Below are 24,952 nucleotides of genomic sequence, written 5' to 3' on the forward strand. Positions count from 1 at the left end.
TACTACAGGGTTTCGATGATCATGGCGTTGGCGAGCCCGCCCGCCTCGCACATGGTCTGCAGCCCGTACCGCCCGCCGCGCTCGCGCAGTGCGTGCACCAGCGTGGTGGTGAGCCGGGCGCCCGACGCGCCGAGCGGGTGCCCGAGCGCGATGGCGCCGCCGTTGACGTTCACCTTGGCCAGATCGGCCCCGGTGTCGTCGGCCCAGGCCAGCGCGACCGCGGCGAACGCCTCGTTGATCTCGACCAGGTCGATGTCGGCCAGCTCCAGCCCGGCCCGGCTCAGCACCTTGCGGGTGGCCGGGATGACGGCGGTGAGCATCAGCAGCGGATCGTCGCCGACGACGGCGAAGCTGTGCAGCCGGGCCAGCGGGGTGAGCCCGAGCTCGGCGGCCTTCGCGCCGCTCATGATGAGCACCGCCGCGCTGCCGTCGTTGATCTGGCTGGCGTTGGCCGCGGTGATGTTCCAGCCGATCTCCGGGAAGCGGGCCGCGATCGCCTCGTCGTAGTAGGCCGGGCGCAGCCCGCCGAGCAGCTCCAGGCTGCTCCCGGTGCGGATGCCCTCGTCGGTGGCGAGCCCGGCGAGCGGCGCGAGCTCGGCCGCGAAGGCGCCGTTCTTGGTGGCGAGCGCCGCCTTCTCGTGGCTGGCCAGCGCGAACTCGTCCAGCCGGGTCCGGCTCAGCCCCCAGCGCGCGGCGATCAGCTCGGCGCTGATGCCCTGCCCGACCAGCCCCTCCGGGTAGCGCTCGGCGAAGCCGGTGCCGAGGATGTCGGCGGCGCCGAGCACGCTCGACCCCATCGGCACCCGGCTCATGGACTCCACCCCGGCCGCGATCACCACGTCGTAGGCGCCGGAGATCACGCCCTGCGCCGCGAAGTGCACCGCCTGCTGGCTGCTGCCGCACTGCCGGTCGACGGTGGTGGCAGGCACCGACTCCGGGAAGCCTGCCGCGAGCACCGCCCTGCGGGTGAGGTTCACGCTCTGCTCGCCGGACTGCGTCACCACGCCGCCGATGACGTCGTCCACCAGGGCCGGATCGATCCCGGCCCGGTGCACTACCTCGCGCAGCGAGTGGGCGAGCAGATCGACCGGGTGTACCCCGTGCAGCGCGCCCGTCGGCTTGCCCTTGCCGATCGGAGTGCGGACCGCTTCGACGATGACTGCGTCTCGCATCGTGCTTCCTTCCGTCCGGGGAGCCGTCTGGCTCTACCTCGACATAGCCAAGTCTCCGCTCTGGCATTAGTCGAGTCAAGTCAGCGAGGGTATGATGTGCGCCATGGCAGCCGTGATGGAAGGACCCCTCGCCGATCTCGCCGCCTGGCGGCCGACCGAGTGCTCGATCGCCAAGGCACTCGAGCTCGTCGGCACCCGCTCGGCGATCCTGATCATGCGCGAGGCGTACTACGGCACCACCCGCTTCGACGGGTTCGCCGCGCGGGTCGGCATCACCGACGCCGCCGCAGCCGCGCAGCTGCGCAAACTGACCGCCGCCGGGTTGCTCGCCAAGGAGCCGTACCGGGAGGAGGGGCAGCGCACCAGGCACGAGTACGTGCTCACCCCGATGGGGCGGGATCTGCTGCCCGTCGTGCTCGCGCTCATGCAGTGGGGGGACAGGTATCTGCAGGATGGGCCCGCACCGTTGCTGCTGGTCGAGGAGGCGACCGGGGAGGCGGTGCGGGTCGAAGTGCGGAGTGAGTCCGGGGCCGAGGTCGGGTTGGAGGGGCTGGGCGTCCGGTTGAACGAGGAGTTCGTCCGGAAGCGCCGCTAGCGGTCTCTCACAGCGCGCGGGTGCCGGTGCGCTCGGCGAAGGATCGCAGGCCGGGCAGAGCTGCGATGTGCGGTTTGTGGAGGAGGTCGGAGGTAATTCTCTGGATCGGTTTGCGGTAGTGAACTTCGTCGGGAGCGGCTTGTTCGGCGGCGCGCAGCGCGTGGTAGCACTGCTCGAATTTGCCCCATTGGTGGAAAGCACGCGCAATGTCGGACCAGTAGCGGGCGCGAGTTTCGGCCGACCGAATCGAAGCGGGGTCGATTCGCCGTGCGGTGTCGATGGCGGTTCCGGCGTCGCCGAGGACTCTGGCGATGCTGACCTGATAGAGCGCGACGGAGTCGGTCCCGAATCCGACGGCCTGGCCGGGGTGGTCGTGCTTGTTCCGGGTGGCGGCATGCGCCGCTTCGCCGATGAGCGTCCGCGCGCCGTCGCGGTCGCCCTCGGTGGCGGCGGTGTAGGCGGCGGTCGACAGTAGCGCCGCGAACATGGCGAGTTCATCGGCGTCTCGGTGTGGTTGCGGCTGGAGCGACGCCGCGGTGTCGACAATCAGTTGTGCGGCGGCGTTGCTGTGTCCGGTGCGGCGCAGCACGATCGCCCACGATCGACGAGCCTGGGCTCGGATGAGGGGGTCATCGACCGTATGGGCAGCCTGCATCGCGCGGTCGGCGGCGGTCCAGGCGAGTTGGTCGTGGCTGAATTCGACGCTGAGTTTGGCAGTGAGCACATAGGCGCGAGCGAGGAGAGCGCTCGCTACGGCGATGTCGTCGGTGGTGGCGCCGCTCGCGCAGGTCGCGGTCGCGGTGGACAGCAATCGGGGCAGACCAGTGGCGAGTGCGGTGTAGCGGCCCTGGTCGAACAGCGACTTGGCGGCCGTGACCTGCTGTTCCAGCCGCCGGAGCTGAACGGGGACGCCGACGGCGGGCACAGCAAGGAGCGCGCGTTCGAGCTCGTGCAGTGGGTCGGTCGGCTGTGCTGCGCGAGAGGAGGGCGTGACGCCGAGGGTGGTGACGGTGCCGGCCAGGCCGGTCAGCAGCGTACGACGGCGCATGGGTTCGGTCTCCTCGTCCGGGCCTGGGGTGAGCCCGACGATAGCCGTGGGCCGAAGGGGACGCGTGGGAAGTATCGGCGGGTCGGCCACTCCGAGTAGTTCCGGCGGAATACGCAGGGCTGCGGCGAGGCTGCGCAGCACACGCGTGTCGCGCATCGACTGTTTGCCGCGTTCGAGCCGGGACAGTGTCGAGATGGAGTAGTTGCTGCGGGCGGCCAGCTCGGCAAGGGTGAGGTTGCTGGCGCGGCGAACCGCTCGCACGACCGCGCCGGAGTCGCCGCGGGCCACGGCAGCACGCACCGCGTGGGTATCCCAGATCGCGCGGTCAGGGTCCATCGCCGTGTTTCCTTACTCGGACCGGGCTTCGACGATATCGACCACACCACGCACTGCGCCAGCGGCTTTGCGGATCTCGCAACAGCTTTCCCGGTGCCGCAAAGCCCGTGGTCGCCGAGCAGGGATTCGTCGTCTCCTGATAGTTGCCGTGGCAGCCCACCCGTCCCGCCGCGGCGCAGGAGGGACCATGACCAGCCACACCGCCTCGGGATTGCCGATCCCATACGCCCCGATGGCCAGCTCGGAGATGACCGTGACCGAGCTCGACCGTGCCGGTCTGCTGCACGCCGAACCCACCGCTCGGATCAGCAGGTTCGCGGTATTCATGCCTGCCGACCACCTTGGTGTGCTGCGCCCGATCGTGGTGGGTCGGGCGGCGGTGATCTCCCCGTTCGCGATAGTGCACGGCGGTGTCGCACTCGCCGAATACACCCTGATCGAGGAGCATGCGGTGATCGGCAAACCCGAGCACGGGTACGCGGTCGGCCGAATTCATCCCGGCATGGGTGCGGCGACCCTGCTCGGTGCCGGCAGCGTGATCCGTTCCGGTGCCGTCGTCTACGCCGATGTCGAGGTGGACGCGTCGACGGTGGTCGGGCATCAGTCGGTGTTGCGCACCGGTGTTCGGGTCGGCGCGGAAACCCTGCTCGGCCATCACCTGTGTGTGGAGCGCGGCACCTGGATCGGGCGCGGGGTGCGGTGCTCGCCGGGCTCGCACATCACCAGTTCCACGCACCTGGCCGACGGGGTGTTCCTCGGCGCGGGGGTGCGCACGATCAATGACAAGACTCTGACCTGGCGTGACCCGCACCGTGAACCAATTCTGGTCGCGCCGCGTTTCGAGACCGCCGCCAAGGTCGGCACCGGATCGGTGATCCTCGGTGGTGTCACGATCGGCGCGCGAGCGTTGGTCGGCGCGGGATCGCTGGTCACCCGCGATATCCCGCCCGGTGCGCTGGCTTACGGTCACCCCGCCCGCATACACGGGCGGGCGAGCCGATGACCGCGATCAGCTCGAGCGACGCCATCGGCACATGGCTGGAGCCCCTGCGGCCCCTGATCGATCCCGCGAGCCGTCTCGACTGGCCGCGGCTGGCCGCACTCGCCGCCGCCATCGATGGGGCCGCCGAGACCTATCCGATCGCCGCCGAGATCGGTCGTCGGCCCGGTGAGCAGTTGCGCGCGATCCGGATCGAATTGGCAAATCACGGCCTGCTCGACACCGATGGGCAGCCAGCACTGTTCGCCGTGCTGGCCCAATTCGTATGCGGATACCGGGATATCGACCTCCGCGACTGCACCGGTCTCGGCCATGGTGCGCTCGTCGCGCGCTACGGCGGTTCGGCGCTGCGCAGGCATTGGATTCCGCGTCTGCTCGCCGGTGAACTGGCGGGGATCGCGATCACCGAAGCCACCGGCGGATCGAATCCGGCCGCCACCAGGACCCGTGCGGTCAGCACACCGGACGGCACCTGGCACGTGACCGGCAGTAAGAACTGGATCAGCCGGTTGAGCGAGGCCGCGGTGTTCGTGGTGTTCCTCCGCGACCCCGACGGCGGTTTGGCGGCCGCTGCGGTCGACGCCGGGGAACCGGGTCTGCACCGTCGGCTCATCGCACCGGCCGGGCTCGCGGGCTGGGACTGGGGAATCCTGGACCTCGACAGCGTTCCGGTACGGCCCGACGACGTATTGCGTGGGAAGGGGATGACGCTGCTGCGCCGCCATTTCGCGGGGTACCGGCCGCTGGTGACCGCGACGGCGGTCGGCGGCGCGGCCGCACTGTTCGACTCGGTCACCGCGGCCTTGGCCGACCGGCATGCCACCGGTGGTGTGGCACGGCTGCGCGACACCGCGTTGCTGCCGGTCGGACGAGCCCACGCCCAACTGACCAGTGCCCTGCTCGGTGCGGCAGCCGCCGCCGCTCTCGCCGAATCCGGTCACCCCCGTGCCGAGCGATGGTCGGCGGGGACGAAGGCCAACGGCACCGATCTGGCGAACCGGGTCGCCGCCGACCTGATGCCGCTGGTCGGTGCGGCCGGGTTTCGCGCCGACAGTCCCTTGATCAAGATCCGGCGCGATCTCGGCGGGCTGATCTACGCCGACGGTATCCACGACAGCCTCTACCGTGCCGCGGGCAGACAGCACATCGCGCACGCCGATACCGTGACGTCGAGTCGACAACCCGCATCGCAGCGGTCGCCGCTCTCGGCCTGATCACACCGCCCGGGGGCGACGAACCGGTCAACCGATACGTCGCCCCTGCTCGCAGAGCACCGTTGCTCCCTCGTGCACCGCCTCGAGCGCCATCGCCAGCCGATCGGCCAACAGCGGTTTCACCCGTGCCGCGGCTTCGGCGAGGGTGTAGAACCCGACCGAGCGGATCTCTCCGGGGTGCGTGACCATGTCGGCAACGTCGGTGTCGGTGAGCACGCCGCCGTCGAAGACAAACACCACCCCCTCAGGCCGATTGTCCTGCGGGCGAACGTAGTCCACCATCAGCAGCCGGCCCACTGGCCGGTCCCAGCCGATCTCCTCGCGTAGCTCACGGCGCACCGCCTCCCACGGCGACTCGTCGGCTTCGACAGCACCGCCCGGTATTTCCCAATTCGGTTTGTAGGTCGTTTCCACGAGGATTACCCGGCTGAGCTCGTCGCGGAACAACATTCCCGCAGCCATCCGCTTGCGTGCCAACCCGGCCACGTACTGCTGCACCGGCAGCACCCCATTCGTGCCCGCTTCCGAACTCGATGCTGTGTTCACCCGCGCCACCCTAGCCTCGTGAATTCGCGGGGTTGGTGACGTGTGCTCCGGGCTCGACCGCCAGGTCTCCGGTCGGGGCAGGGGCATGCGCTCGCCGTCCTTTCCGAGTGAGCGGCCGCCGTTGCGCGACGGCCGCTCACTCGGCTGCGGAAATGCTTGAGGCTATGCCTGGCCGAACTCCCCGGCCTTGACCCCGGCGACGAATGCTGTCCACTCGGACGGGGTGAAGTCCAAGACGGGGCCGGCGGGATTCTTGGAGTCACGTACAGCAGTACGTCCACCGTCCAGGTGAGCAATCTCCACACAGTCCCCGCCCGCTTGGCTGAACGTGCTCTTGAACCAGCGTGCCCCGGTCAGGTCAGCGCTCACAATTCGTACTCCTCTGCGATTTGTTCCACGAGTTGCCTCGTGTTCTCCTCGTCCAGCGCTGTCGACTGGATGGACTTCAGGGCCGCCCGATGGCGTGCTATCGACTCCTCTTCCTCGAGGAAGAGCGCGCCGGTAAAGCCCTCCACGAAAACAATCGGTGGCTCCACTTCTCGCCGCGCGGGCAGCGCCGGAAACTCGAAGAGGGTGAAACTCTGGGTAATGAGTCCCGTGTGCGGTTCGGCCGTGAACGGAACGACACGAATGGAGACGTTGGGCGCCTTGCTGATATCCGCGATGTGTCGAAGCTGTTCGGCCATGATGCTGACGCTTCCGACTCGATGTCGCAGGACAGGTTCGGCGAGCAGCACCGAGAGCTGAAAATTGTCCGCCTCGGAGATTCGCTGCTGCCGACTCGCGAGGAGTTCCAGTCGCCGCTCTATGTCCACAAGCGACATAGCCGGGTCGGTGGTGGTCGCGATCCATCGGCGGTAGTCCCGCGTCTGCAAGAGACCGGGCAGCAGCGTCATCTGGTAGCTGTTCAGCCGGACGCACGCTTGCTCCAAGCTGGCGAAGTGGTCGAAATAGGGGTTGACCACATCCGCGTACGCCCGCCACCAGCCATTGGCTGGATCGCCCTTGGTCGCCCTGAGTTCCTGCAACAGCCCGAAGAACTCGTCGCGGACATCGGTGCTCGCACCGTAGAAGTCGAGCAGGTCGCGGTACTGAGCGGTGCTGATCCGCGCCGGTTTCCCATCCTCGACCCTGCCGATCGTCTGCTTGGACACCTCGATACACAAACCCGCTGCGAGCTGGCTCTTCCCTGATCCGTCGCGCAAATCTCGCAGGATCCGGCCGAGTGCCCGCCGCGGCAGTGTTGAGCCTGTCATCTGTCTTCCCTCCCTACAGAGTAGGTCCACCGCGGGCCGGGTCGTAGTGGACCGCCTCGCGGCGGACCCACTTTTAGTGGACCGCCCCTGAATGGACGTCCAACCAATTCGCTGGAACATCCTCTGCGAGCAGTCTATTCGCCACCGATCTGGGTTGTACTGAATCGGCACCGCTACGGCGATCAGCCGGTGGCGGTGGGGAAGAACCAGACCTGTGAGGAAGTCATATGTCCAGCGCGCTGCCGCAACGAATGCCGTTCCCGCGGCGAATCGGCGAGTGCCGGACGCTGCCGCTTCCCCTGCTTGTCCACTTCGCCGCGGCGCTCCGCGAATGGGCAGGCAATCCCGAAACCACCCCGGGCGCGGTGCCGCGTCCTGCGTCCGGGGTGAAACCACCCGTTTCGCTGCGCGAAGCGTTGGAGATGGCGCGATGACGGCCGAGCAGTCCCCGGCCCCCGATCAGCCGGACGTGCGGGTCTCAGTGCTGGTCGGCATCGGTCCGGAGAAGGTCGAATTCCGATACCGCGCCTGCCTCACCGCCGCGACGGCGTTCCTGCGCGAGCTGACCGGCCGCACCGATATGTGCGCAGCGTTGAGCGGCAATCCGAGCGCCGACCTCCGGCGGCTCCCGAACGAAAGGTTGTACCTGCTGTGAGGTATCCGGAGCGGCACACCGCCGGAGAAGCGCAGAGCGGCCCCAACCTCAACGCGGCCGGGGAAGCGCTCATCGTTGGCGGCCCGCAGTTGCCTGCGGCCGGGAGCGCTGCCGCATGACGCTCTGGACTCTCGCCCTCCTCGTTCCCGGCGTGCTGACTCTCCTCGGACTCGCGTTCTGGCCCAACGACAATGATGACCGGAAGCAGCTCACGTATGCCACCTTCGACCACCCCTACAAGCACGACGGAGCCGCGGAGCGAACTCCCGCCCCAGCGGATTCTGGCGGAGTACGAAGTGGCCTGGCAGGACTACAATTCCGCACTCGCCCACTGGTTCCGGTGCGCCAAGCCGGAGCCGCGCGAGGTCCGCGTAGCGCTCATGACTGCCCGGGCGCGATTCCTGGAAGTCGCGGCTGTCGGCATCCGGCTCAACTGACTGTGAACAGAACTCGCCCAGGCCAGATCGGGTTCTGAGGGGTCGGACTGCGGGGGCGCGGCCCGACGACCGCGCCCCGGCACCTCAGTTGAGCCGGCTCCCGTTCGCCGCGTCGAAGAAGTACACGTGCTCCGCGGCGACCCCGAGCTGCAACTTCGCCCCCTTCGGCGGCGGATTCCGCCAATCCGCCCTGGCGACGACCGTCTCGTCGGCCGCCCCAGTCGGCGAATCACCGAGCGTGCGCCCGTAGAGGTAGGCGTCGGAGCCGAGCTCCTCGACGACGTCCACCTCCATGGCGATGCCGGAATCGCTGCCGAGCTCGAAGTGCTCCGGCCGGATGCCGACGGTGAGCGCGCCGGAGCAGGCGTCGGTCACCGAGCGCGGCACCGGGATCGGGCAGCCGCCGAGGTGCACCGCGCCGTCGCTGACCGGGAGGGTGAAGAGGTTCATCGCCGGTGAGCCCATGAAGCCGGCGACGAAGACGTTGGCCGGGTCGCCGTAGAGGTCGCGCGGGGTCGCGCACTGCTGCAGCCTGCCGTCCTTGAGCACCGCGACCCGGTCGCCCATGGTCATCGCCTCGACCTGGTCGTGCGTGACGTAGACCGTGGTGGTGCCGAGCCGCCGCTGCAGCTGCGCGATCTGGGTGCGGGTCTGCACGCGCAGCTTGGCGTCCAGGTTGGAGAGCGGCTCGTCCATCAGGAACACCTGCGGCTGCCGCACGATCGCCCGGCCCATGGCGACGCGCTGCCGCTGCCCGCCGGAGAGCGCCTTCGGCTTGCGCTCCAGGTACGGCTCCAGGTCGAGCAGCTTGGCCGCCTCCAGCACCCGCGCCCGCGTCTCGTCCTTGGCGACCTTGGCGAGTTTGAGCGCGAACCCCATGTTCTCCGCGACCGTCATGTGCGGGTAGAGCGCGTAGTTCTGGAACACCATCGCGATGTCGCGGTCCTTGGGCTCGGCGTGCGTGACGTCGTCCGCGCCGATCAGGATGCGCCCGTCGCTCACCTCCTCCAGCCCGGCCAGCATGCGCAGCGAGGTGGACTTGCCGCAGCCCGACGGGCCGACCAGGACGAGGAACTCCCCGTCCGCGATCTCCAGGTCGAGGCGGTCGACGGCGGGGGTGGGGTTGCCCGGGTAGAGCCGGGTGGCGTGTTCGAAAGTAACCGTGGCCACGGTGAATGACCATCCCTTCACCGGCAGGAACGTGCCGGACGATCCGAGTAGGGGAATCGGCGGGGATGTTATCGGGTGCCTTCGTCGCGCGCACCGGGCAGGTTCACCAGGCGTCGACCTCGATCGCCCGCTCGACCAGGCCGTAGCGGTGCACGGCGCTCTCCAGCAGGCCGCCGAGCGCGATCCCGCCGCCGGGAAAGCGGATCAGCGGCGGCGGCTGGACCGGCAGTTCGGCGCCGGCGATCAACGCGCCGTTGGCCGCGGGAGTCAGGCCGGGGACGGTCGGGTGGTCGTTGCCCGCCACCGCCGCGATCCGCGTCGCCAGGGCGGTCGCGGTCTCGGAGGTGTCCGGGTCGGGTGTGGTGAAGGCGCCGGAGTTCAGGCAGACCTCGATCAGCTCCGCCATGAGTCCCGGGTCGGCGATCCGCACCAGCCATTCGAAGAGGAATTCCAGCACCTTGCCCTGCCCGGCGGACCACGCGGCGCGGTCCGGCGCCGCGCTGAACTGCTGCCGCTGCCGGTAGAAGAACAGAATCGCCGGACCGGCGAGATCGAGCACCGGGGTGATGTCGTCGTCGGAGCGCGGGCCGAGCGCCACACCGGCGAGCAGGTCGCAGCGGGCCATCTCGAGCGTGTTCCCGGCCCGCTCGGCTGCCTTCCTGGCCTCCGCCAGATGGTGCAGCGTCGCCCCCTCGTTGCCGAGCATGCCGTTGATGTGGGCGATGTTCCGTTTGAAGAGCGTGGCATCCGGTTCGAGTTCCGGATGCTGTCGGAGGTAGCCGTACGCGCTCTCCAGGAGGGGCAGCGCTTCGCGGATTCGCCCCACCCGCATCAACGCGCTACCGCGGTTCCCCCGGCACACCATGCTCCTGGCGTGATCGCCCAGCCTGGTGAAGATCGCCTCCGCGGCGGCGAATTCCGCGAGTGCCTCGGTCAGCCGTCCGCGCCGGGCGTGCAGCCCCCCGAGATTGCCGTGCAGCGCCCCCGCCAGGTCGTTCGTCTCGCCGGGGCGGAGCGCCCCGAGCGCTCGCTCGAACGCGGCGACGGCGTCATCGACGCGGTCGACGGTCTGGTAGAGCACGCCGAGTTGATTGTCGATGACTGCGACGTCACCGACGTTTCCCTCGGCGGCCAACGTGGCGCGGGCTTCGAGCATCGCCTTCTCGGCGTCCTGATACCGGCCGCTGCGCATGCGCGCCATGGCCTGGGCCTGCCTGCAGCGGCTCAGGTTCGCGGTCTGGTTCAGCTCGAGGTAGATCTGCTCCGCGGTGCGCAACCAGCCGTCGACGCCTGCGGGGTTTCCCGCGTTCAGATAGGTGACCGCCCGATACGTCAGGCAGTCCGCGAGTGCGAGGCGATCCGTTCCGCTCTCGGTGATGGCGAGCGCCAGGTCCAGGTTTCTCGCGCCATCGGCGAATCGGGAGCGGCCGAACTGCAGCCCGCCGAGGCTGGAGAGGCACAGCGCGTAGCGGCTCCGATCGGTGCCTTCCAGGATCGGCGCGGCCCGCTCGAACAGCGCCTCCGCGGTGTCGATGGCACCCCGCATGGTGTGCACGGTCGCGATCAGGGTGTCGCACCAGGCGCTTTCGCTGTCGTCGCCTGCTGCGGCCCAGCGGTCGCGCGCCTTCTGGTAGGTGGCGAGTGCGGGCTCGAGCCGACCGTGGTTCGCGAGGGCCCGTGCCTCGTCCACCAGCGCGTCGGCGATGTGATCTCGCGGCACGGGCTCTCCTGTTCGCTGTGGTACGGGACGGCTGGTCGATCGCGCCGAGATCCGACGGTCACCAGGCGCCGACCAGCACATCGCGCTCGATCGGGCCGTAGCGGTCGGCGGCGCTGCGCAGGTAGGCGTCGAGCACGATCCGGCCGTCCGGGGTGCGCAGCAGCGGCGGCGGGCGCACCGGGAGCTCGGCGCCCGCGATCAGCGCGCCGTTGGCGGGGATCGGCCGGATCACGGGCACCACGTGCCTGGCGGTGTCGTCCACTTCCAGCGCGGCGGCGGAGATCTCCGCGGCCAGGGCGGCGCCGGGGCCGTCCGGCGGCAGCTCGGTGCCGGTGCTGAAGGCCGACGAGTTGATGGCGTCCTCGATGAACTCGGCCATCAGCCCGGCGTCGGCGGTGCGGTCGATCCAGCGCACGATCTGCAGCCGGAACTCCTCGTTCGCCGTCGCCCACGCGGCGCGGCTCGCCGCCCTGGTGAACTGGTGGCGCTGCCGCTGCAGGTAGAGGACGGCGGGCAGGGCCAGGTCGAGTGCCGGACCCAGGTCGGCGTCCGGGTCCCCGGCGAGCAGCCCCGCGGCGAGGATGTCGCACCGGGCGACCTCCAGCGTGGTGCCCGCGGCGAGTGCGGCAGCACGGGCGGTGGCCAGGTGCCGGAGCCCGGTGGCGTCGTCGCCCGCCACCAGCTCGGCGACTGCGATATTGCGCGCACACGCCGCGCTGTGCCGGTGGAACTCGGGGTGCGCGCGGAAGTAGGCGCTCGCCGCCTCCAGGAGCGCGATCGCCTCCCGCTGCCTGCCGAGCAGAACGAGGACGCCACCGCGGTTGGCCCGGCAGTTCGCGACCGCGAACGAATCGCCGAGCGGGACGAGCGCGGTCTCGGCGGCGTGGAAGTGCCGCTCCGCCTCGGCGTACTCGGTGCGCCGCAGCAGCAGCCCGCCGAGATTGGATTCGATACCCGCGCGCAGGGCGGTCAGCCCCAGGGTGTGCGCCGCCCGCAGGGCGCGCTCGAAGGCGGGCTCGGCCGCCGCCAGGTCGCCGGATTCGGTGTGGACGAGGCCGAGCAGGTTGTCGCAGACGGCAACGTGCCTGAGGTTGCCGTGCGCCGCGAGCACCGCGCGGCACTGCAGGAGCAGCCGCGCCGCCTCGGCGAACCGGCCCGCACCGTAGGCGGCGACGGCGCGCCACTGGGTGCAGAGCGCGATCTTGGCAGGCATCCCGGCGACGGTGAACAGCTCCTCCGCGCGGTCGAGATCGTCGCTGACGGCGGTCACCGCACCGTTGTAGAAAGACACCGAGGCGCGCTGGAACAGGCAGTCGCCGATCAGCTCCCGGTCGTTCCCGCGTTCGGCGTACGCGAGCGCGGTCTCGATCGGGGCCGCGGCCTCCGCGTGCCTGGACTGCTGCATCCGCAGCACGCCGAGGAACATCTGGTTCTTCGCGTAGCGGGCCGGGTCGGCCCGGCGCAGCGTCGGCGCCGCGCCGACGAGCAGCGCCTCCGCGGTGCCGTAGTCGCCCTCCGCCATGTACGTGGTCGCGATATTCGTGTCACACCAGGCGGTTTCGGCGCGCTCGCCGGTGCCGAGGTGGTGGGCGCGGATCTCCGAGTACAGCGTGCGCGCCTCGGGGTAGCGGCCGAGATCCTCCAGGGCGACCGCCCGCACCTCGCGGATGCCGAAGCCGAGATCGGGGCGTCCGGCCGCGGCGAAGGCGCCCTCCGCCTGCTCCATGGCGCGCATCGCCGCATCGATGCGCGCGCTCGCCAGCAGCGCTGTGCCCGCGCGGAACCAGCAGCCGCCCGCGTCCCCGTGCCTGTTCAGTGCGGTGTACCCGGCACCGGCGCGGAGCAGGGCGTCGGCGGCGGCGGCGCGCTGCCCGGCCGCGTCGAGCAGGTCGCCGATCTGTTCGTCGCACTCCGGGAGTTCCCCGGGGTGCCCGCTGGATTCGAAGAGCTCGCGCGCCACCCGGAACCGGCCGAGTGCCTCGGCCTTCCGTTCCAGCTCCACATCGGCCATCGCGGCCAGGAATTCGCAGCGAGCCTGCTCCTCGATCCGCCCGGCGAGCCGGTAGTGCCCGCTCGCGGCGATGAACAGCGTTCGCGCGCGCGCCTTGTCGTCGAATTGGAGTGCGATCTCGGCCCCCGCCCAGTGCGCGTCGGCGGCGTCCTCGTGCTCATCGGCCTGCCCGAAAAGCTCGGCGGCCGTCGCGAAGGCCGCCGCGGCCGGTGTCCACTCCTCGTCCGCCGCCAGGGCGGCGGCCAGGTCGAACTCGCACGCCGCGGCCTCCGGCAGCCTGCCGATGCTCCGGTTCACCTCGCTCGCCCGCCGCAGCCAGCCTCTCGCGCCGCTCGAATCGTCGAGCGCGTAGCAGGATTCGGCCGCCAGCAGGGCACAGACCGCGGCGAGCTCGGTGGGGCCATCCGCCCGCAGCAGCTCGAAGGCCGTGGTCGCGGCGATCACCGCGCCGCGCTGATCGCCGGACTCCGCGGCGCCGAGCGCCGCGTCGAACAGATACTCGGCGCGCTCCCTGCGATCTTCCGGCCCGGTCGACACCGGTCCGACTCTGCCAGCCGCGCCACCGGGTGTCTGTCCGCCGAGCGGCCGACCCGCATGGCGAGCTTCGGGGAATCGGTGGGGATGTTGTGCGGCACCGACCCCGGCGCCGCTCGACACGAAGGGAGATGTGGCGATATGCCACAGCGCCACACGCCGCCGGGCTTCACCGGCGCGCTGCGAACTTTCCGGGATACGGCGGAGTACGTCCCCGCCTACCGGGATTTCCTGCGCAGGCACAACATCGATCCGGACGACATCCGCACGGCGCGCGACTTCGCCGAGCTGCCGCCGGTCACCAAGGACAACTACATCAACGCCTACCCCCCGCACGAGCTGCTGCCGCTCGGCCGGATCAGCGGCGCCGAGACCTGGTCCGCCAGCTCGGGGAGCTCGGGGCGCCCGACCTACTGGGCCCGCGGCACGGTCGCGCTGAAGCAGTCGATCGAGCTGCACCGGCGGATCCTGCGCGCCATCGACGCCGACAGCGGCTCGGTGCTGGTGGTGGTGGGGTTCGCGATGGGCAACTGGATCGGCGGCACCTACACCTACCAGGCGATCACGGGCCTGCACGGGCGCGGTGTCCCGGTGTCGGTGATCACCCCGGGCGCGGATGTGCCTGCGATCCGCGACGCGATCCGGAGGCTCGGCCCGCACTACACCACGGTGGTCGTCGCCGGGTACCCGCCGTTCCTGCGCGACGTGCTCGACACCGACGACCTGGAGCTCGGCGGCGTCGACCTGCGGCTGCTGATGGCGGGCGAGAACATCAGCGAGCCGTGGCGGGACAACGTGCTCGAGCTGGCGGGCAAGCCGGGCCGGTTCGACGCGTCGTGCCTGATCTACGGCACCGCGGACCTGGGAATGGTCGGGCACGAGACGGCGTCTACGATCGCGGTGCGCAGGTACACCATCGAGCACCCGGAGATCCTCGGTGGCGCGGCGGCCATGCCGACCCTGGTCGAGGTGGATCCGGCCTACCGATACGTCGAGACCGATGCGGAGGGGCAGCTGCTCTTTACCGCGGCGCCCGGCACGCCCCTCATCCGCTATCGGATCGGGGACCAGGGCGCCGTGCTGAGCCCGGGGCAGTTGCGCGCTTCGCTGCGCCGAGCCGGGTGCCCGGACGAGCTGCGGCCGTCGGTGCGCGGCGCGCGCTATGTGGTGCTGCACGGCCGCAGCGGCGTCGCGGCGACGTTCTACTCGGTCAAGATCCCGGACGAGGCGCTCCGCGCCGCGCTCGCCGATCCGCGGCTGACCCCGACGCTGACCGGAAAGTTCCTGCTCGACCGCGTCGACGACGAGCGTTTCCGTTCGGAGCTGCGGCTCCGGGTGCAGCTGCGCCGCGGCATCGCCCCCGGCCCCGGGCTCGCCGAGCTGGTCGGGCAGGTGGTCGTCGACAGCCTGCGCCGGGTCAGCAGCGAATATCGCGAATTGCACCGCACCTACGGCGCGGCGGCCGAGCCCGAGGTCGCGCTGGACCACTTCGCCGCCGACGGGTACGGCGGCCCGATCAAGCACCGCAGCCGGAGGGCCGCCGCATGACCGTCGAAATCCTGCACCCCCGCGTCGATGCCGAGCGCATCGCCGCACTGCGCGCGCCCGGTTCCGGGGTGCGCTACGTGGACGGCTGGATCGGCATCGACGCCGATCCGGCCCTCCGCGGCCCCGCGGGCGGCGCGTTCCACCCGGACGACCCCGCCTCGGTCGAACGGGCCAGCCGCTACGTCCTCTTCCCGTGGCGGCGCACCCTGGTCCGGCTGCCGGACTCCGGGCTGTTCCACCGGGTGCGCACCACCAGGAACCGGCACCTGATCGACGCCGGTGAGCAGCGCCGCTGGCGGACCGCCCGGATCGGGATCGCCGGGCTCAGCGTCGGCGGCTCGGTGCTGACGGCGTGCGCGCTCACCGGCGCGCGCCGCTTCCGCCTGACCGACCCGGACACCCTCGCGCTGAGCAACCTGAACCGGCTCACCGCGTCGGTCTGCGACCTCGGCGCCGCCAAGACCGAACTGGCCGAGCGGCGCGTGCTCGAGCTCGACCCCTACGCCGAGACCGCGCGCTTCGACGCCGGGTACCGGCCCGAACTCGCGGCCGAATTCCTCGGCGCGGGCGCGGATTCGCTCTCGGTGCTGTTCGAGGAGATGGACGACCTGCCGATGAAGGTCGCCATCCGGCTGCAGGCAAGGGAGCGCGGGATCCCGGTACTGATGGTGACCGACAACGGCGACAACGTCATCCTCGACGTCGAGCGGTTCGACCTGGACCGGCGCTACCCGCTGTTCCACGGCAGGGCGGGCGATCTCGGCCGCTTCACCGAGGCCGATCTGCGCGAGCCGCGCACCCGCGCGGCGCTCGCCACCGCGATCGTCGGCACCGACGTCACGCCGCGGACGCGCTTCTCGCTGAGCGAGGTCGGGCGCACGCTGCCCACCTGGCCGCAACTCGGCACGGCGGCGGTGGCGGCGGGGGCCTTCGGCGCCTTCGCGGCCCGGATGCTGGTCTGCGGCGCCGAGCTCGAATCCGGCAGGTACCGGCTGGATCTCGATCGCGCGGTGTTCGGGGAGGCGGCCGACCGGGCCGACCGCTGGAACGAGCTCGGCGCCGAGGAGTTCGCGGCGCGGCTCCGGACCGGGTGAGCGGTGCGGGACCGGCGTTCAGGCGCCGGTCCCGCTGAGCCCGTCCAAGGCCATCGCGGCGGCAAAACGCGCGTTGACCTCGGCGGACTCCGTGCGCCGGGTGAAGCAGCGCATCAGCACGGTGTTGGTCATCCAGGCGGCGAGGTCCTCCGCGGACCAGGCATCGGTCAGCTCGCCCGAGCGCTGACCGGTCCGGACCACCTCGGTGATGATCCGCGGCAGGTGCAGCTTCTCCTTGACCGAGCGCATCCGCTCGGACTCGCCGTAGGTGTCGTGCGCGACGGCGAGCAGCAGGGCGTCCATGAACACCGTCTCGTCCGCCACCAGCTGGGCGCAGCCGGTGAGGAAGCGCTCGATGGTCACGCGGACGGGCTCGCCGAAGGCGACGGCGTCGTCGACGGTGACGGTGAGGGCGTCGATCCGGGAGCGCAGTGCCTTCTCGATGATGTCGATCTTGCTGGAGTACAGCAGGTCCAGCTTGTCCCGCGGCACCCCGGCCGTCTCGGCGATCAGATCGAGGCTGGTGTTGAAGTACCCGCGCCTGCCGAACTCCCGCTGCGCCGCGGCGATCACCGCTGCCCGCGGATTCGCGGGCAGCGGGACGGCCGGTGCCTGCTGCGGGAGGGCGTCGCCGAGGGCGCGGTGCCGCTCGTCGAAGTCGACGGCGCCGGTCAGCAGCGCCTCCAGGGCGTCCGCGAGCAACTCCGCGCTGACGTTCGCCGGATCCACCCGCATCCGCAGCTGCACCCCTTCGATCAGGGCGTTCATCACCAGGGCGACGGTGCGTGCGTTGAGCGGCCTGCGCAGCGTCACGCCCATCTTCTCGAAGGCGACCTCGAGCACGGCGTGCGCGATCCGGTCGCGGCTGCGGTACGAGTCGATGACCCTGGCGTTCACCGTCGGGGCCGACGGCGCCAGCCAGTGCGCGAGCAGGTGCCCGGTGAACCAGCGGGTGTCGGTGAGCGCGGCGTAGCGGCGCAGCACGAGCGTGCGAACAGCGCGCAACCCGTGCTGCCCGTCGGCCGCCAGGCCCTCGGCCTCGGCGCGGAGCTCCTTCTCGTCGTACGGAACGGCGGGCGGCAGCGCGGCGACGACCGCGTCCAGGAAGTTGTCCTTGACCTTGAACTTGCGGTGGAACGTCGCGGGCGCGGTGCCTGCGGCGAGTGCCACCAGGTTGCGGTTGAGCCCGCGGTCGAGCACCTGCGCGGGTTGATCGGCCAGCAGCCGCAGCCCCGCCTCGATGATTCGCCCGGTCAGCGGATCGTCGGCCATCAGTGTGTAACCCCCTGGTACAGCGGCATCCCCGTTTGCGGACGCGGCGATTGTCTGCGCTGGTCACATCCGCCGCCGAGTCGAATGCGTTACAGCGCGTGAGACCGAATTGTCTCACGGGAGAGATAACCGCCTCGCGAGGCGGAGTGAAGCCGGGACCGAAAAGGGGTCTCATGAAATGGAACCCGAGATCACCTGCCGACTCGGCAGCAAACGAGGAAGATGTCTGATGAATACGACGCGCGGCTCCGAAGCGAACGAGCCGAACCGCCGCTACGCCGACCCGAAGCTGAGCCGCCGCGAGGCCGAGGTGCTGGTCGAGTGGATCCTCGCGGACACCAAGGATCAGGTGGCCCGCAAGCTCTACCTGGCGATCGGCACGATCAATACCCATCTTTCCAGGAGCAGGGCCAAGTACGACAGCGTCGGCCGCCCCGCGAATACCAAGGCGCAGCTGCTCGCCCGCGTTCTGCAGGATGGGCTGCTCGATCTGGAGAAGATTTAGACCGGTCGGTAATTGCCCGCCTCGCTGTCCGCCATTCGAACGACCTGGTGGTCGAAATGCAGACACCGCCGCCGAATTCGGCTCAGAATCGGGCCGATCGGCAGTGCGGTGACGAATACGGAGGTTCCATGCCCACATATCCCCGGGCTACCTGGGTGCGGCCACTCTGGTGGGTGAACGGCCGGGACCAGGACTGCTCCCGCCCCCTGCTGATCAAGCAGTGGGTGGCGCGGGCGGAGCCGCCGAAACCGCCGAAGCCCCTGTTCGGGATCGAGATGACCAGCTGGTCCGGGCAGCTCGGGGCGACGGGCTGGGTCGCGGAGGCCTACACCGCTACCGCGGCGTACCTGGCCGGTGTCAACGAGGCGAAGAACGCGCCGGAGAGCTGGCTGCGGGTCTCGGAGCTGTACGCCGACTGCGCCGATCCGCTGGCCCGCTTCAGCGCCGGCTTCGCCGCCGCCGCGCACGAGCAGCGGCCCCGCAGGATGCCGTCGGGGCTCGACGGAACGGTGCGCGAATTCGCCCGGCGGGTGCCGAAAGTGGTGCGTGAGGCCATGGTGGCGACCGGCGGCGTGCTCGGCTCGGCCGCCGACGTCACCGCGTTCGTGGCCGAGCCGGATCGACATCGCGCGACCTACCACCCGGTCGCGATGCGCAAGTACCGGGACGAACTCGTGGCGAAGGAGCCCGACTTCGCCGACGATCCGGATGCCGCCGAGGTGGTCAGGGCGAGCATCGAAGCGCTGGAGGTGGCCTACGGGGCCGCACCGGCCGCGCCACCGGCACACGACCAGAGCAACGTCATCCGGGTCCTGGAGCAGCAGTTCAGCACCGACCCGAAGCTGCGGCACAAGCGCGAATACTGGGGAATCGCCTACGAGCGAGCGTTGAAGACGCTCACCAAGATGGAGAAGGCAGGCACCCCGATCGAGAACGCGGTCATCGTGCACCGGATGATCAGCGGCTTCGAGAAGGATGGCATGCGGAAGGCGCGGCGGTGGAGGGAGGTTCCGCTCGAGCCGGACCTGCTCGGTGCGGCCCCGGAGGTGGAGCCGGGCCTCGAGCTGCGTGCGGCCGCGGTCGCGGTCGCGGTCGCCGAGCGGTACCGCGCCCCCGGTGCGCAGAGCGATTGGTGGGAGCGCCGGATCACCCTGGAGATCCTCGGCGACACCACCTTCGACGGTCCGACGCGGCGCGACCTCGACGCCCGGGTGCGCGCCGACTGGAAGGCCGACCTGGCGCCCGGCGCGCGGCGCCCGAACGCCGCCGTCACCGGGACCCCGCGGGCGGCGGTGGCGCTGGTCCGCGCCCTGCTGGTGGTGGCGGTCGGCTCGCTGCCCGCCCGCCCGGACGCCGCCGTGACGGAAGCGCGCGAGCGGGCGATCGAGCTGATCGCGGCCCACCACATCGTCCTCGACGACGAGGAGCGGGACCGATGAGCGAACCGCAGCGGGGAATCCTCACCGTCGACGAGGCGGGCGGTGTCGGCTGGTGGTCCCGGCGGGTGCCGGTGCTGCCGCCGGTGCAGCTGGCCGCGGGCGGGCTCACGGTCCGCGTCGACCCGGCGTATCCGGAGGTGCCCGCCGCGTGGGTGCTCGAGCCCGGCATCGCTCCCGGTGTCCTCGAACTCGTCTTCGGCGCGGCGGCGCCGCCCGACCTGGTCGCCGCGCTGGTCGCGGACGGGGAGTCGGTGTCGGCGCTGGAGTGCCCGCCGCTCACGCCCGCCTGGCGGCGCCGCGCGACCGTCGCGGCGGTCGCGCGGTGGACCACCCGGCGGCTGAATCACGGTGCGCTGCTGCTCGACCGGGCGGTGGCCGAGCACGCCGTCGGCAATCCGGCGGCGGCGGGGCGGCTGTTCCGGCTCGGCGAGTACGCGCTGCGCGATCTCGGCGAGCGCGGCCTGGCGGGCACGCTCCCGGAACCGGCCGCCGAGCCGCTGCGGGCCGCGCTCGCCGCGGCGGAGGCGTGCGGGCTCGCGGTCGGCGGGCTGCGTGCCGAGCCGCCCGCACCGCCGCTCTCCGACGTGACGCTCGCCGCGCTGCTCAGCGAGTGGGGGCGCGAGGCGGCGCTCTCCGCGGTGCCGATGGGCACCACGCTCGGCGGCGAGGCCACCGGCCCAGCCAGCGCTCAGGCACTGCTCGACCTGACCGCGATTCCGCCGCGGATCATCGCCTGGCACGGCGCACGCGCGCCGGAGCTCGCGATCGAGCGGCAGCCGGACGAATCCTGCGTCCTCACCGCGAATCTCGCCGCCGGCGTCGACCCGGACTGCCGGGAGGCGGGCGAGCTGCTCGCCTACGCGGCGGAGCAGGCGACCGGCCGGATCATCGAGGTGAGCGCGGCCGATGTCCGCGGCAACGCGGTGGTGGCGGTGCTGCCGCTGCACGGAAACAGTCTGGACGCCCTCGCCTTCGGGCTCTTCGACCCGGATACGAAACCGGACGAGCTGCGCGCCGGGCCGATCGGCCGGAGCCTGGCCGAGATCGACCGCTACCTGATCGAGGGCTGGAACCAGCGGCGGATCGCCGCCGTCGCGACCGCCGACGGCGGCTCGGCGGTGACCGCGCTGATAGCCGCGCGGCGCGCGGTCGGCAACGCGGTCCGCACGCTGGAGGCATTGCCGCCCGCCGCCGAATCGCTCGCGCTGACCGCGCGGCGCACCGCGGTGGCCGACTACCTGACGGTCCTGCGCGAAGCGGCGACCGCCCCCGCGGACCTGCTGCTTTCCGATCTGCTGCCACCGGAGGACGAAGCGTGAACGAGGTGGACGTACTGATCCGCGCGGTCGACGCGGGCGACACCTACCTGTACTGGCGCTGGCTGGACGACCCGGACCGGCCGGAGTACACGGTGCTCCCGGCCGCCGAGCTGACCGCCCTGCTCACCCGGCTGGTGCGGGCGCTGCCCGCGCAGCTGTCGCCGACGGAGAGCCGCGACGAGGCCGCGCGCCGCGCGCTGGTGACCGGTGAACTCGCGGATCCCGGTCGGGAGCGCGAGCTGTCGGCCGCCCTCGCCGCGGTGATCCTGCCGCCCGCGCTGCGCGAACAGCTCGCACGGCGGGCCGCCGCGGGGACGGCGATCCGGGTGCGGCTGACGCCGAGCCCGCGGCTCGCCTCGGTGCCCTGGGAACTGCTCGTCGTCACCCCGGAGCACCGGCTGCTCGACCTCGCGCGCATCGAGCACGAGCTGCCGGCCGCCGTGCACGCCGACCGCGCGGTCACCCCGCGCGGCTGGGCGGCGCGGGCGGAGCAGCCGATCCTCGCCGTCATCGACCCGGTGCTCCCCGCCGGGCTCGACGGGCTTTCGCAGACGTTGGAACAGGACGATGTCAACTCGTTCACCAACCGGCTCTTCGAGTACGGCGACCGGGTTTCGGAGAACGATCTGGAGGTCGCGATCGGCGCCCGATTCACTCGGGTCGAGCTGAGCGCCGCCCTCCGCACCCCGCGCTCCCGGTTCCTCTACTTCGGGCACGTCAGCGCGAAGCCGGACGAACCGGGTTCGGCGGCCCTGCACCTCTCCGACGGCGAGCAGATCTGGGGCCGGGCGACGCCGCTGGCTGGGAACGCCGGGCCCGCCGCGCACCGCCCGTTCTCGGCGCTCGACCTCTTCCTCGGCACGCACTCCGCCGACGAAGCCGGGTGGCGCCCGTACGGGACCGGCGGCCCGGCCGACGGGCACGTGCTGTGGCCGATGCCGCCCCGGGTCGCGGTGATCGCCTGCGAGGGCGGCGCCGACTACCGCGCCATGGAGACCTTCGGGCTGGTCGTCGCGATGGCCAACGCGGGCGCCGAGCTGATCACCACCACCCGCTGGGTCACCCCGTCGACCGCCGCGTTCCGCGCCGTCGGAATGCCGACCGGCAGCCCGACCATCGACCTCGCGCTGCGCGTCGACGCCGCGCACGAGACCGAGGACCCGGCTGCCGTGCTCACCGCCTGGCAGCGGGACCGGTTGCGGCACTGGTGCGGCGGCGGCGATATCGGCGTCGCCGACACCCCGCTGATCTGGGCGGCGCTCTCCACCACCGTCGCGAAGGCCAGGCCGGGCGTGCCCGTTCCGGACTCGGCGGCGGCGGGGGAGCGTGCCCGTCCGGTCGCGGCGCCCCCGGCGGTGACCGGGTCTCGCCGGTAGCCTCGCCCCGGGAACACCCAACGGACGACGAGGAGCAGAGCATGAGCCGACCGGTTCGCATCGGAGTTCAGCTGCAGCCGCAGCACGCCCCCGAGTACCAGCTCATCCGGGACGCGGTACTGCGCTCCGAGGAGGCCGGGGTGGACATCGTCTTCAACTGGGACCACTTCTACCCGCTCACCGGCGACCCCGAGGGCGCGCACTTCGAGTGCTGGACCATGCTCGGCGCGATCGCCGAGCAGACCGAGCGGGTGGAGCTGGGGGCGCTGGTCACCGGCGGCGGCTACCGGAACTTCGACCTGCTCGCCGATATGGCGCGCACGGTCGACCACATCAGCGGGGGCAGGCTCATCCTCGGTATCGGGGCAGGCTGGTTCGAGCGCGACTACGACGAGTACGGCTACGAGTTCGGTACCGCGGGCAGTCGCCTCGCGCTGCTGAAGGACGGGCTGGCCCGGATCGACGCCAGGCTGAAGCAGCTCACCCCCGCGCCGACCAGGCACATCCCGGTATTGATCGGCGGCGGCGGCGAGAAGAAGACGCTGCGGCTGGTGGCCGAGTACGGCAATATCTGGCACAGCTTCGGCGACCTCGAGACCTTCACCCGCAAGAGCAATATCCTGGCCGAGCACGCGGCCGCGGCGGGCACCGACGCGGGCCGGATCGAGAAGTCCACGGCGTGGCCGGGGGTGGAGCGGGCGAAGGAGTTCCACGCGGCGGGCGTCACGCTCTTCACGGTGGGCACCAGCGGGCCGGACTACGACCTGAGCCAGGTCGAGGAGGCGATCCGGTGGCGCGACGAGGTGAACCCGGAGTCGGTGGTCGGGCTGTCCTGACCGAGCGGCGCAAGGGTTTCGCGCTGTGAGACGCCTGATAGCCGGTGATTCGCTGTCGCGCGGCTAGGGTGGGTTCCCATGTCGGTATCCCGTGCGGTCCGCTCGTCGGCCCTGCTCGCCGCGGTCCTCGCGGTCGCCTCGCTCGTGCTGAGCGGGTGCGGCTCGGGCGACGGCGGCGGGCAGGCCCGTGACCTGTGCGCCCCGCCGGGGCCGACAGCGGCTTCGGCGGCCCCGGCCAACCTCGCCGCCCCGCAGGGCGCGGGCGCCGACCGCTACACCACCCCGAACGTGGTGCCGCTGAGCTCGATCGACGTCGGCAAGCTCGGGCTGATCACGCCGGGCAAGCTCAGCGTCGGCACGCTCTCGGACGCCCCGCCGAGCATCTGCGTGAACAGCAGCAACCAGGTCACCGGCTTCGACAACGAGCTGCTGAAGGCCATCGCGGGCAAACTCGGGCTGACCGTCGACTTCGCCACCACCGACTTCTCCGGCCTGCTCGCCAGCGTGGCCGCCGGCCGGTACGACGTCGGCTCGTCGAACATCACCACCACCGACGCGCGGCGCCAGCTCGTCGGCTTCACCAACGGCTACGACTTCGGCTACTTCTCGCTGGTCACCCCCGCGGGCAGCGCGATCGGGAGCTTCGCCGACCTGAAGCCGGACACCAGGATCGCGGTGGTGCAGGGCACCGTGCAGGACGAGTTCGTGGTGAACCAGCTCGGGCTGGACCCGGTGAAGTTCCCGGACTACAACACCGCCTACGCGAACCTGAAATCCGGCCAGGTCGACGTCTGGGTGGCGCCATCCGCGCAGGCCGACGGCGCCATCGCGCCCGGCGACCCGATCACCATCGCGGAGAACACCTTCAGCCTGGACAACTTCGTCGGCTATGCCGCCGCCAAGACCAACCAGCCCCTGCTCGACGCGCTGAACAGCGGCCTGGACGCGGTGATCGCGGACGGCACCTACGCCCGGCTCTACCAGGACTGGGTGCCGCGCGAGCTGCCGCCGGGCTGGAAGCCGGGCTCGCGCGCCGCGCCCACCCCGGAGCTGCCCGACTTCCGCGCGCTCGCCGCGCAGAACGAGCAGCCGGAACAGGCCGTCGCAGCGCCGAAATCGACGCTGCAGCAGCTCGGCGACACCTTCTTCGACTGGTCGCTGTACAAGCAGGCATTCCCCGAGCTGATCAAGACCGGGCTGCCGAACACGCTGATCCTCGCCGTGGTCTCCGGCGTGCTCGGCACGGTGCTCGGCATGCTGCTCGCGGTGGCGGGCATCGCGCGCACCCGGTGGCTGCGCTGGCCGGCCCGGGTCTACACCGACATCTTCCGCGGGCTGCCCGCGGTGGTGATCATCCTGATCATCGGGCTCGGCGTCGGCCCCATCGTCCGCAATATCACCGGCAACAACCCGTACTGGCTCGGCGCGGTGGCGCTGGCGCTGCTCGCCTCGGCCTACATCGGCGAGATCTTCCGCTCCGGCATCCAGTCGGTGGAGCCGGGGCAGCTGGAGGCGGCGCGCGCGATCGGCTTCGGCTACCGGCAGGCCATGACGCTGGTGATCATCCCGCAGGGCGTGCGCCGGGTGCTGCCCGCGCTGATGAACCAGTTCATCGCGCTGATCAAGGACTCGTCGCTGATCTACTTCCTCGGCCTGCTGGTCAGCCAGCGCGAGCTCTTCGCGGTCGGCCGCGACCTCAACGCGCAGACCGGCAACCTCTCGCCGCTGGTCGCCGCCGGGCTCGTCTACCTGCTGCTGACCATTCCGCTCACGCACCTGGTGAACTACATCGACCGGCGGATGCGCACCGGCCGCCCGGACCGGCCCATCGACCCGGCAGACCAGGCCGCCATCACCGAAGGACGCTGA

The 24,952-nt window shown here is 71.1% G+C and carries 22 protein-coding genes; 13 read left to right on the forward strand and 9 right to left on the reverse strand.

The features are described 5' to 3' along the window. Window positions 1–2: 2 nt before the first annotated feature. The gene (locus tag ACFUJ1_RS03280) at window positions 3–1,172 is read right to left on the reverse strand and encodes a thiolase family protein (RefSeq protein ID WP_378641950.1); all 1,170 of its coding nucleotides are present in this window, start codon (window positions 1,170–1,172) and stop codon (window positions 3–5) included. A 91-nt stretch (window positions 1,173–1,263) separates the two neighbouring features. Here ACFUJ1_RS03280 and ACFUJ1_RS03285 point away from each other — a divergent pair, with 91 nt between their 5' ends. After that, window positions 1,264–1,767 carry a winged helix-turn-helix transcriptional regulator gene (locus ACFUJ1_RS03285; RefSeq protein ID WP_378641951.1) on the forward strand — a complete coding sequence of 168 codons (504 nt, stop codon included), beginning with the start codon at window positions 1,264–1,266 and terminating at the stop codon, window positions 1,765–1,767. Window positions 1,768–1,774: 7 nt separating this feature from the next. Here ACFUJ1_RS03285 and ACFUJ1_RS03290 read toward each other — a convergent pair whose 3' ends face one another. Then, on the reverse strand, window positions 1,775–3,151 hold the full coding sequence (locus tag ACFUJ1_RS03290) for a helix-turn-helix domain-containing protein (RefSeq protein WP_378641953.1): 1,377 nt from the start codon (window positions 3,149–3,151) through the stop codon (window positions 1,775–1,777). A 67-nt stretch (window positions 3,152–3,218) separates the two neighbouring features. On the opposite strand from ACFUJ1_RS03290, the gene ACFUJ1_RS03295 reads away from it, so the two are divergent. Together ACFUJ1_RS03295 and ACFUJ1_RS03300 are read left to right on the forward strand one after the other, a co-directional pair. Beyond that, a complete protein-coding gene (locus tag ACFUJ1_RS03295; protein WP_378641955.1) occupies window positions 3,219–4,154 on the forward strand; it encodes a hypothetical protein in 936 nt (311 codons plus the stop codon). Beyond that, on the forward strand, window positions 4,151–5,365 hold the full coding sequence (locus ACFUJ1_RS03300) for an acyl-CoA dehydrogenase family protein (RefSeq protein WP_378641957.1): 1,215 nt from the start codon (window positions 4,151–4,153) through the stop codon (window positions 5,363–5,365). The genes ACFUJ1_RS03295 and ACFUJ1_RS03300 overlap by 4 nt, the downstream gene beginning before the upstream one ends. A gap of 27 nt (window positions 5,366–5,392) precedes the next feature. Here the strand turns inward: ACFUJ1_RS03300 and ACFUJ1_RS03305 are convergent, their stop codons facing one another. From ACFUJ1_RS03305 to ACFUJ1_RS03315, 3 genes are all read right to left on the reverse strand, one after another. Beyond that, the gene (locus tag ACFUJ1_RS03305; RefSeq protein WP_378641959.1) at window positions 5,393–5,911 is read right to left on the reverse strand and encodes an NUDIX domain-containing protein; all 519 of its coding nucleotides are present in this window, start codon (window positions 5,909–5,911) and stop codon (window positions 5,393–5,395) included. 162 nt (window positions 5,912–6,073) lie between these two features. Beyond that, window positions 6,074–6,280, reverse strand: coding sequence for a DUF397 domain-containing protein (locus tag ACFUJ1_RS03310; protein ID WP_378641960.1), 207 nt, complete (start codon window positions 6,278–6,280; stop codon window positions 6,074–6,076). After that, complete coding sequence (locus ACFUJ1_RS03315; RefSeq protein WP_378641962.1) at window positions 6,277–7,167, reverse strand: helix-turn-helix domain-containing protein; 891 nt, start codon at window positions 7,165–7,167, stop codon at window positions 6,277–6,279. The genes ACFUJ1_RS03310 and ACFUJ1_RS03315 overlap by 4 nt, the downstream gene beginning before the upstream one ends. A 227-nt stretch (window positions 7,168–7,394) precedes the next feature. On the opposite strand from ACFUJ1_RS03315, the gene ACFUJ1_RS03320 reads away from it, so the two are divergent. Further along, a complete protein-coding gene (locus tag ACFUJ1_RS03320; protein ID WP_378641964.1) occupies window positions 7,395–7,601 on the forward strand; it encodes a hypothetical protein in 207 nt (68 codons plus the stop codon). Further along, window positions 7,598–7,822, forward strand: a complete 225-nt coding sequence (locus ACFUJ1_RS03325) for a hypothetical protein (RefSeq protein WP_378641966.1) — start codon at window positions 7,598–7,600, stop codon at window positions 7,820–7,822. Before ACFUJ1_RS03320 ends, ACFUJ1_RS03325 begins: the two co-directional genes overlap by 4 nt. 521 nt (window positions 7,823–8,343) lie before the next feature. Here ACFUJ1_RS03325 and ACFUJ1_RS03330 read toward each other — a convergent pair. The 3 genes from ACFUJ1_RS03330 to ACFUJ1_RS03340 form a co-directional block, all read right to left on the reverse strand. Continuing rightward, complete coding sequence (locus tag ACFUJ1_RS03330) at window positions 8,344–9,429, reverse strand: ABC transporter ATP-binding protein (protein ID WP_378641968.1); 1,086 nt, start codon at window positions 9,427–9,429, stop codon at window positions 8,344–8,346. Window positions 9,430–9,532: 103 nt separating this feature from the next. Further along, the gene (locus ACFUJ1_RS03335; RefSeq protein ID WP_378641970.1) at window positions 9,533–11,149 is read right to left on the reverse strand and encodes a tetratricopeptide repeat protein; all 1,617 of its coding nucleotides are present in this window, start codon (window positions 11,147–11,149) and stop codon (window positions 9,533–9,535) included. Between the two features lie 58 nt (window positions 11,150–11,207). Then, complete coding sequence (locus ACFUJ1_RS03340) at window positions 11,208–13,697, reverse strand: hypothetical protein (protein WP_378641972.1); 2,490 nt, start codon at window positions 13,695–13,697, stop codon at window positions 11,208–11,210. Between the two features lie 138 nt (window positions 13,698–13,835). On the opposite strand from ACFUJ1_RS03340, the gene ACFUJ1_RS03345 reads away from it, so the two are divergent. Both ACFUJ1_RS03345 and ACFUJ1_RS03350 read left to right on the forward strand, forming a co-directional pair. After that, a complete protein-coding gene (locus ACFUJ1_RS03345) occupies window positions 13,836–15,242 on the forward strand; it encodes a phenylacetate--CoA ligase family protein (protein WP_378641973.1) in 1,407 nt (468 codons plus the stop codon). Then, on the forward strand, window positions 15,239–16,336 hold the full coding sequence (locus tag ACFUJ1_RS03350; RefSeq protein ID WP_378641975.1) for a ThiF family adenylyltransferase: 1,098 nt from the start codon (window positions 15,239–15,241) through the stop codon (window positions 16,334–16,336). Before ACFUJ1_RS03345 ends, ACFUJ1_RS03350 begins: the two co-directional genes overlap by 4 nt. An 18-nt stretch (window positions 16,337–16,354) precedes the next feature. On the opposite strand, the gene ACFUJ1_RS03355 is transcribed toward ACFUJ1_RS03350, so the two are convergent. Beyond that, window positions 16,355–17,608, reverse strand: coding sequence for a TetR/AcrR family transcriptional regulator (locus ACFUJ1_RS03355; protein WP_378641977.1), 1,254 nt, complete (start codon window positions 17,606–17,608; stop codon window positions 16,355–16,357). A 229-nt stretch (window positions 17,609–17,837) separates the two neighbouring features. Here ACFUJ1_RS03355 and ACFUJ1_RS03360 point away from each other — a divergent pair, with 229 nt between their 5' ends. The 6 genes from ACFUJ1_RS03360 to ACFUJ1_RS03385 all read left to right on the forward strand — a co-directional run bounded on the left by ACFUJ1_RS03360 (window position 17,838) and on the right by ACFUJ1_RS03385 (window position 24,952). Then, the gene (locus tag ACFUJ1_RS03360; RefSeq protein ID WP_378641979.1) at window positions 17,838–18,113 is read left to right on the forward strand and encodes a helix-turn-helix transcriptional regulator; all 276 of its coding nucleotides are present in this window, start codon (window positions 17,838–17,840) and stop codon (window positions 18,111–18,113) included. Between the two features lie 128 nt (window positions 18,114–18,241). Continuing rightward, on the forward strand, window positions 18,242–19,552 hold the full coding sequence (locus ACFUJ1_RS03365; RefSeq protein ID WP_378641981.1) for a hypothetical protein: 1,311 nt from the start codon (window positions 18,242–18,244) through the stop codon (window positions 19,550–19,552). Continuing rightward, window positions 19,549–20,871: a hypothetical protein gene (locus ACFUJ1_RS03370; RefSeq protein WP_378641982.1), complete on the forward strand. Its 1,323-nt coding sequence runs from the start codon at window positions 19,549–19,551 to the stop codon at window positions 20,869–20,871. Before ACFUJ1_RS03365 ends, ACFUJ1_RS03370 begins: the two co-directional genes overlap by 4 nt. Further along, window positions 20,868–22,247: a CHAT domain-containing protein gene (locus tag ACFUJ1_RS03375; protein ID WP_378641984.1), complete on the forward strand. Its 1,380-nt coding sequence runs from the start codon at window positions 20,868–20,870 to the stop codon at window positions 22,245–22,247. Before ACFUJ1_RS03370 ends, ACFUJ1_RS03375 begins: the two co-directional genes overlap by 4 nt. A gap of 41 nt (window positions 22,248–22,288) precedes the next feature. Then, window positions 22,289–23,083 carry an LLM class F420-dependent oxidoreductase gene (locus ACFUJ1_RS03380; protein ID WP_378641985.1) on the forward strand — a complete coding sequence of 265 codons (795 nt, stop codon included), beginning with the start codon at window positions 22,289–22,291 and terminating at the stop codon, window positions 23,081–23,083. A gap of 78 nt (window positions 23,084–23,161) precedes the next feature. Further along, window positions 23,162–24,952: an ABC transporter substrate-binding protein/permease gene (locus ACFUJ1_RS03385; protein WP_378641987.1), complete on the forward strand. Its 1,791-nt coding sequence runs from the start codon at window positions 23,162–23,164 to the stop codon at window positions 24,950–24,952.

Origin of the sequence: Nocardia sp. NPDC057227 (genome assembly GCF_042669725.1) — a bacterium.
Lineage (GTDB): Bacteria > Actinomycetota > Actinomycetes > Mycobacteriales > Mycobacteriaceae > Nocardia > Nocardia asteroides_A.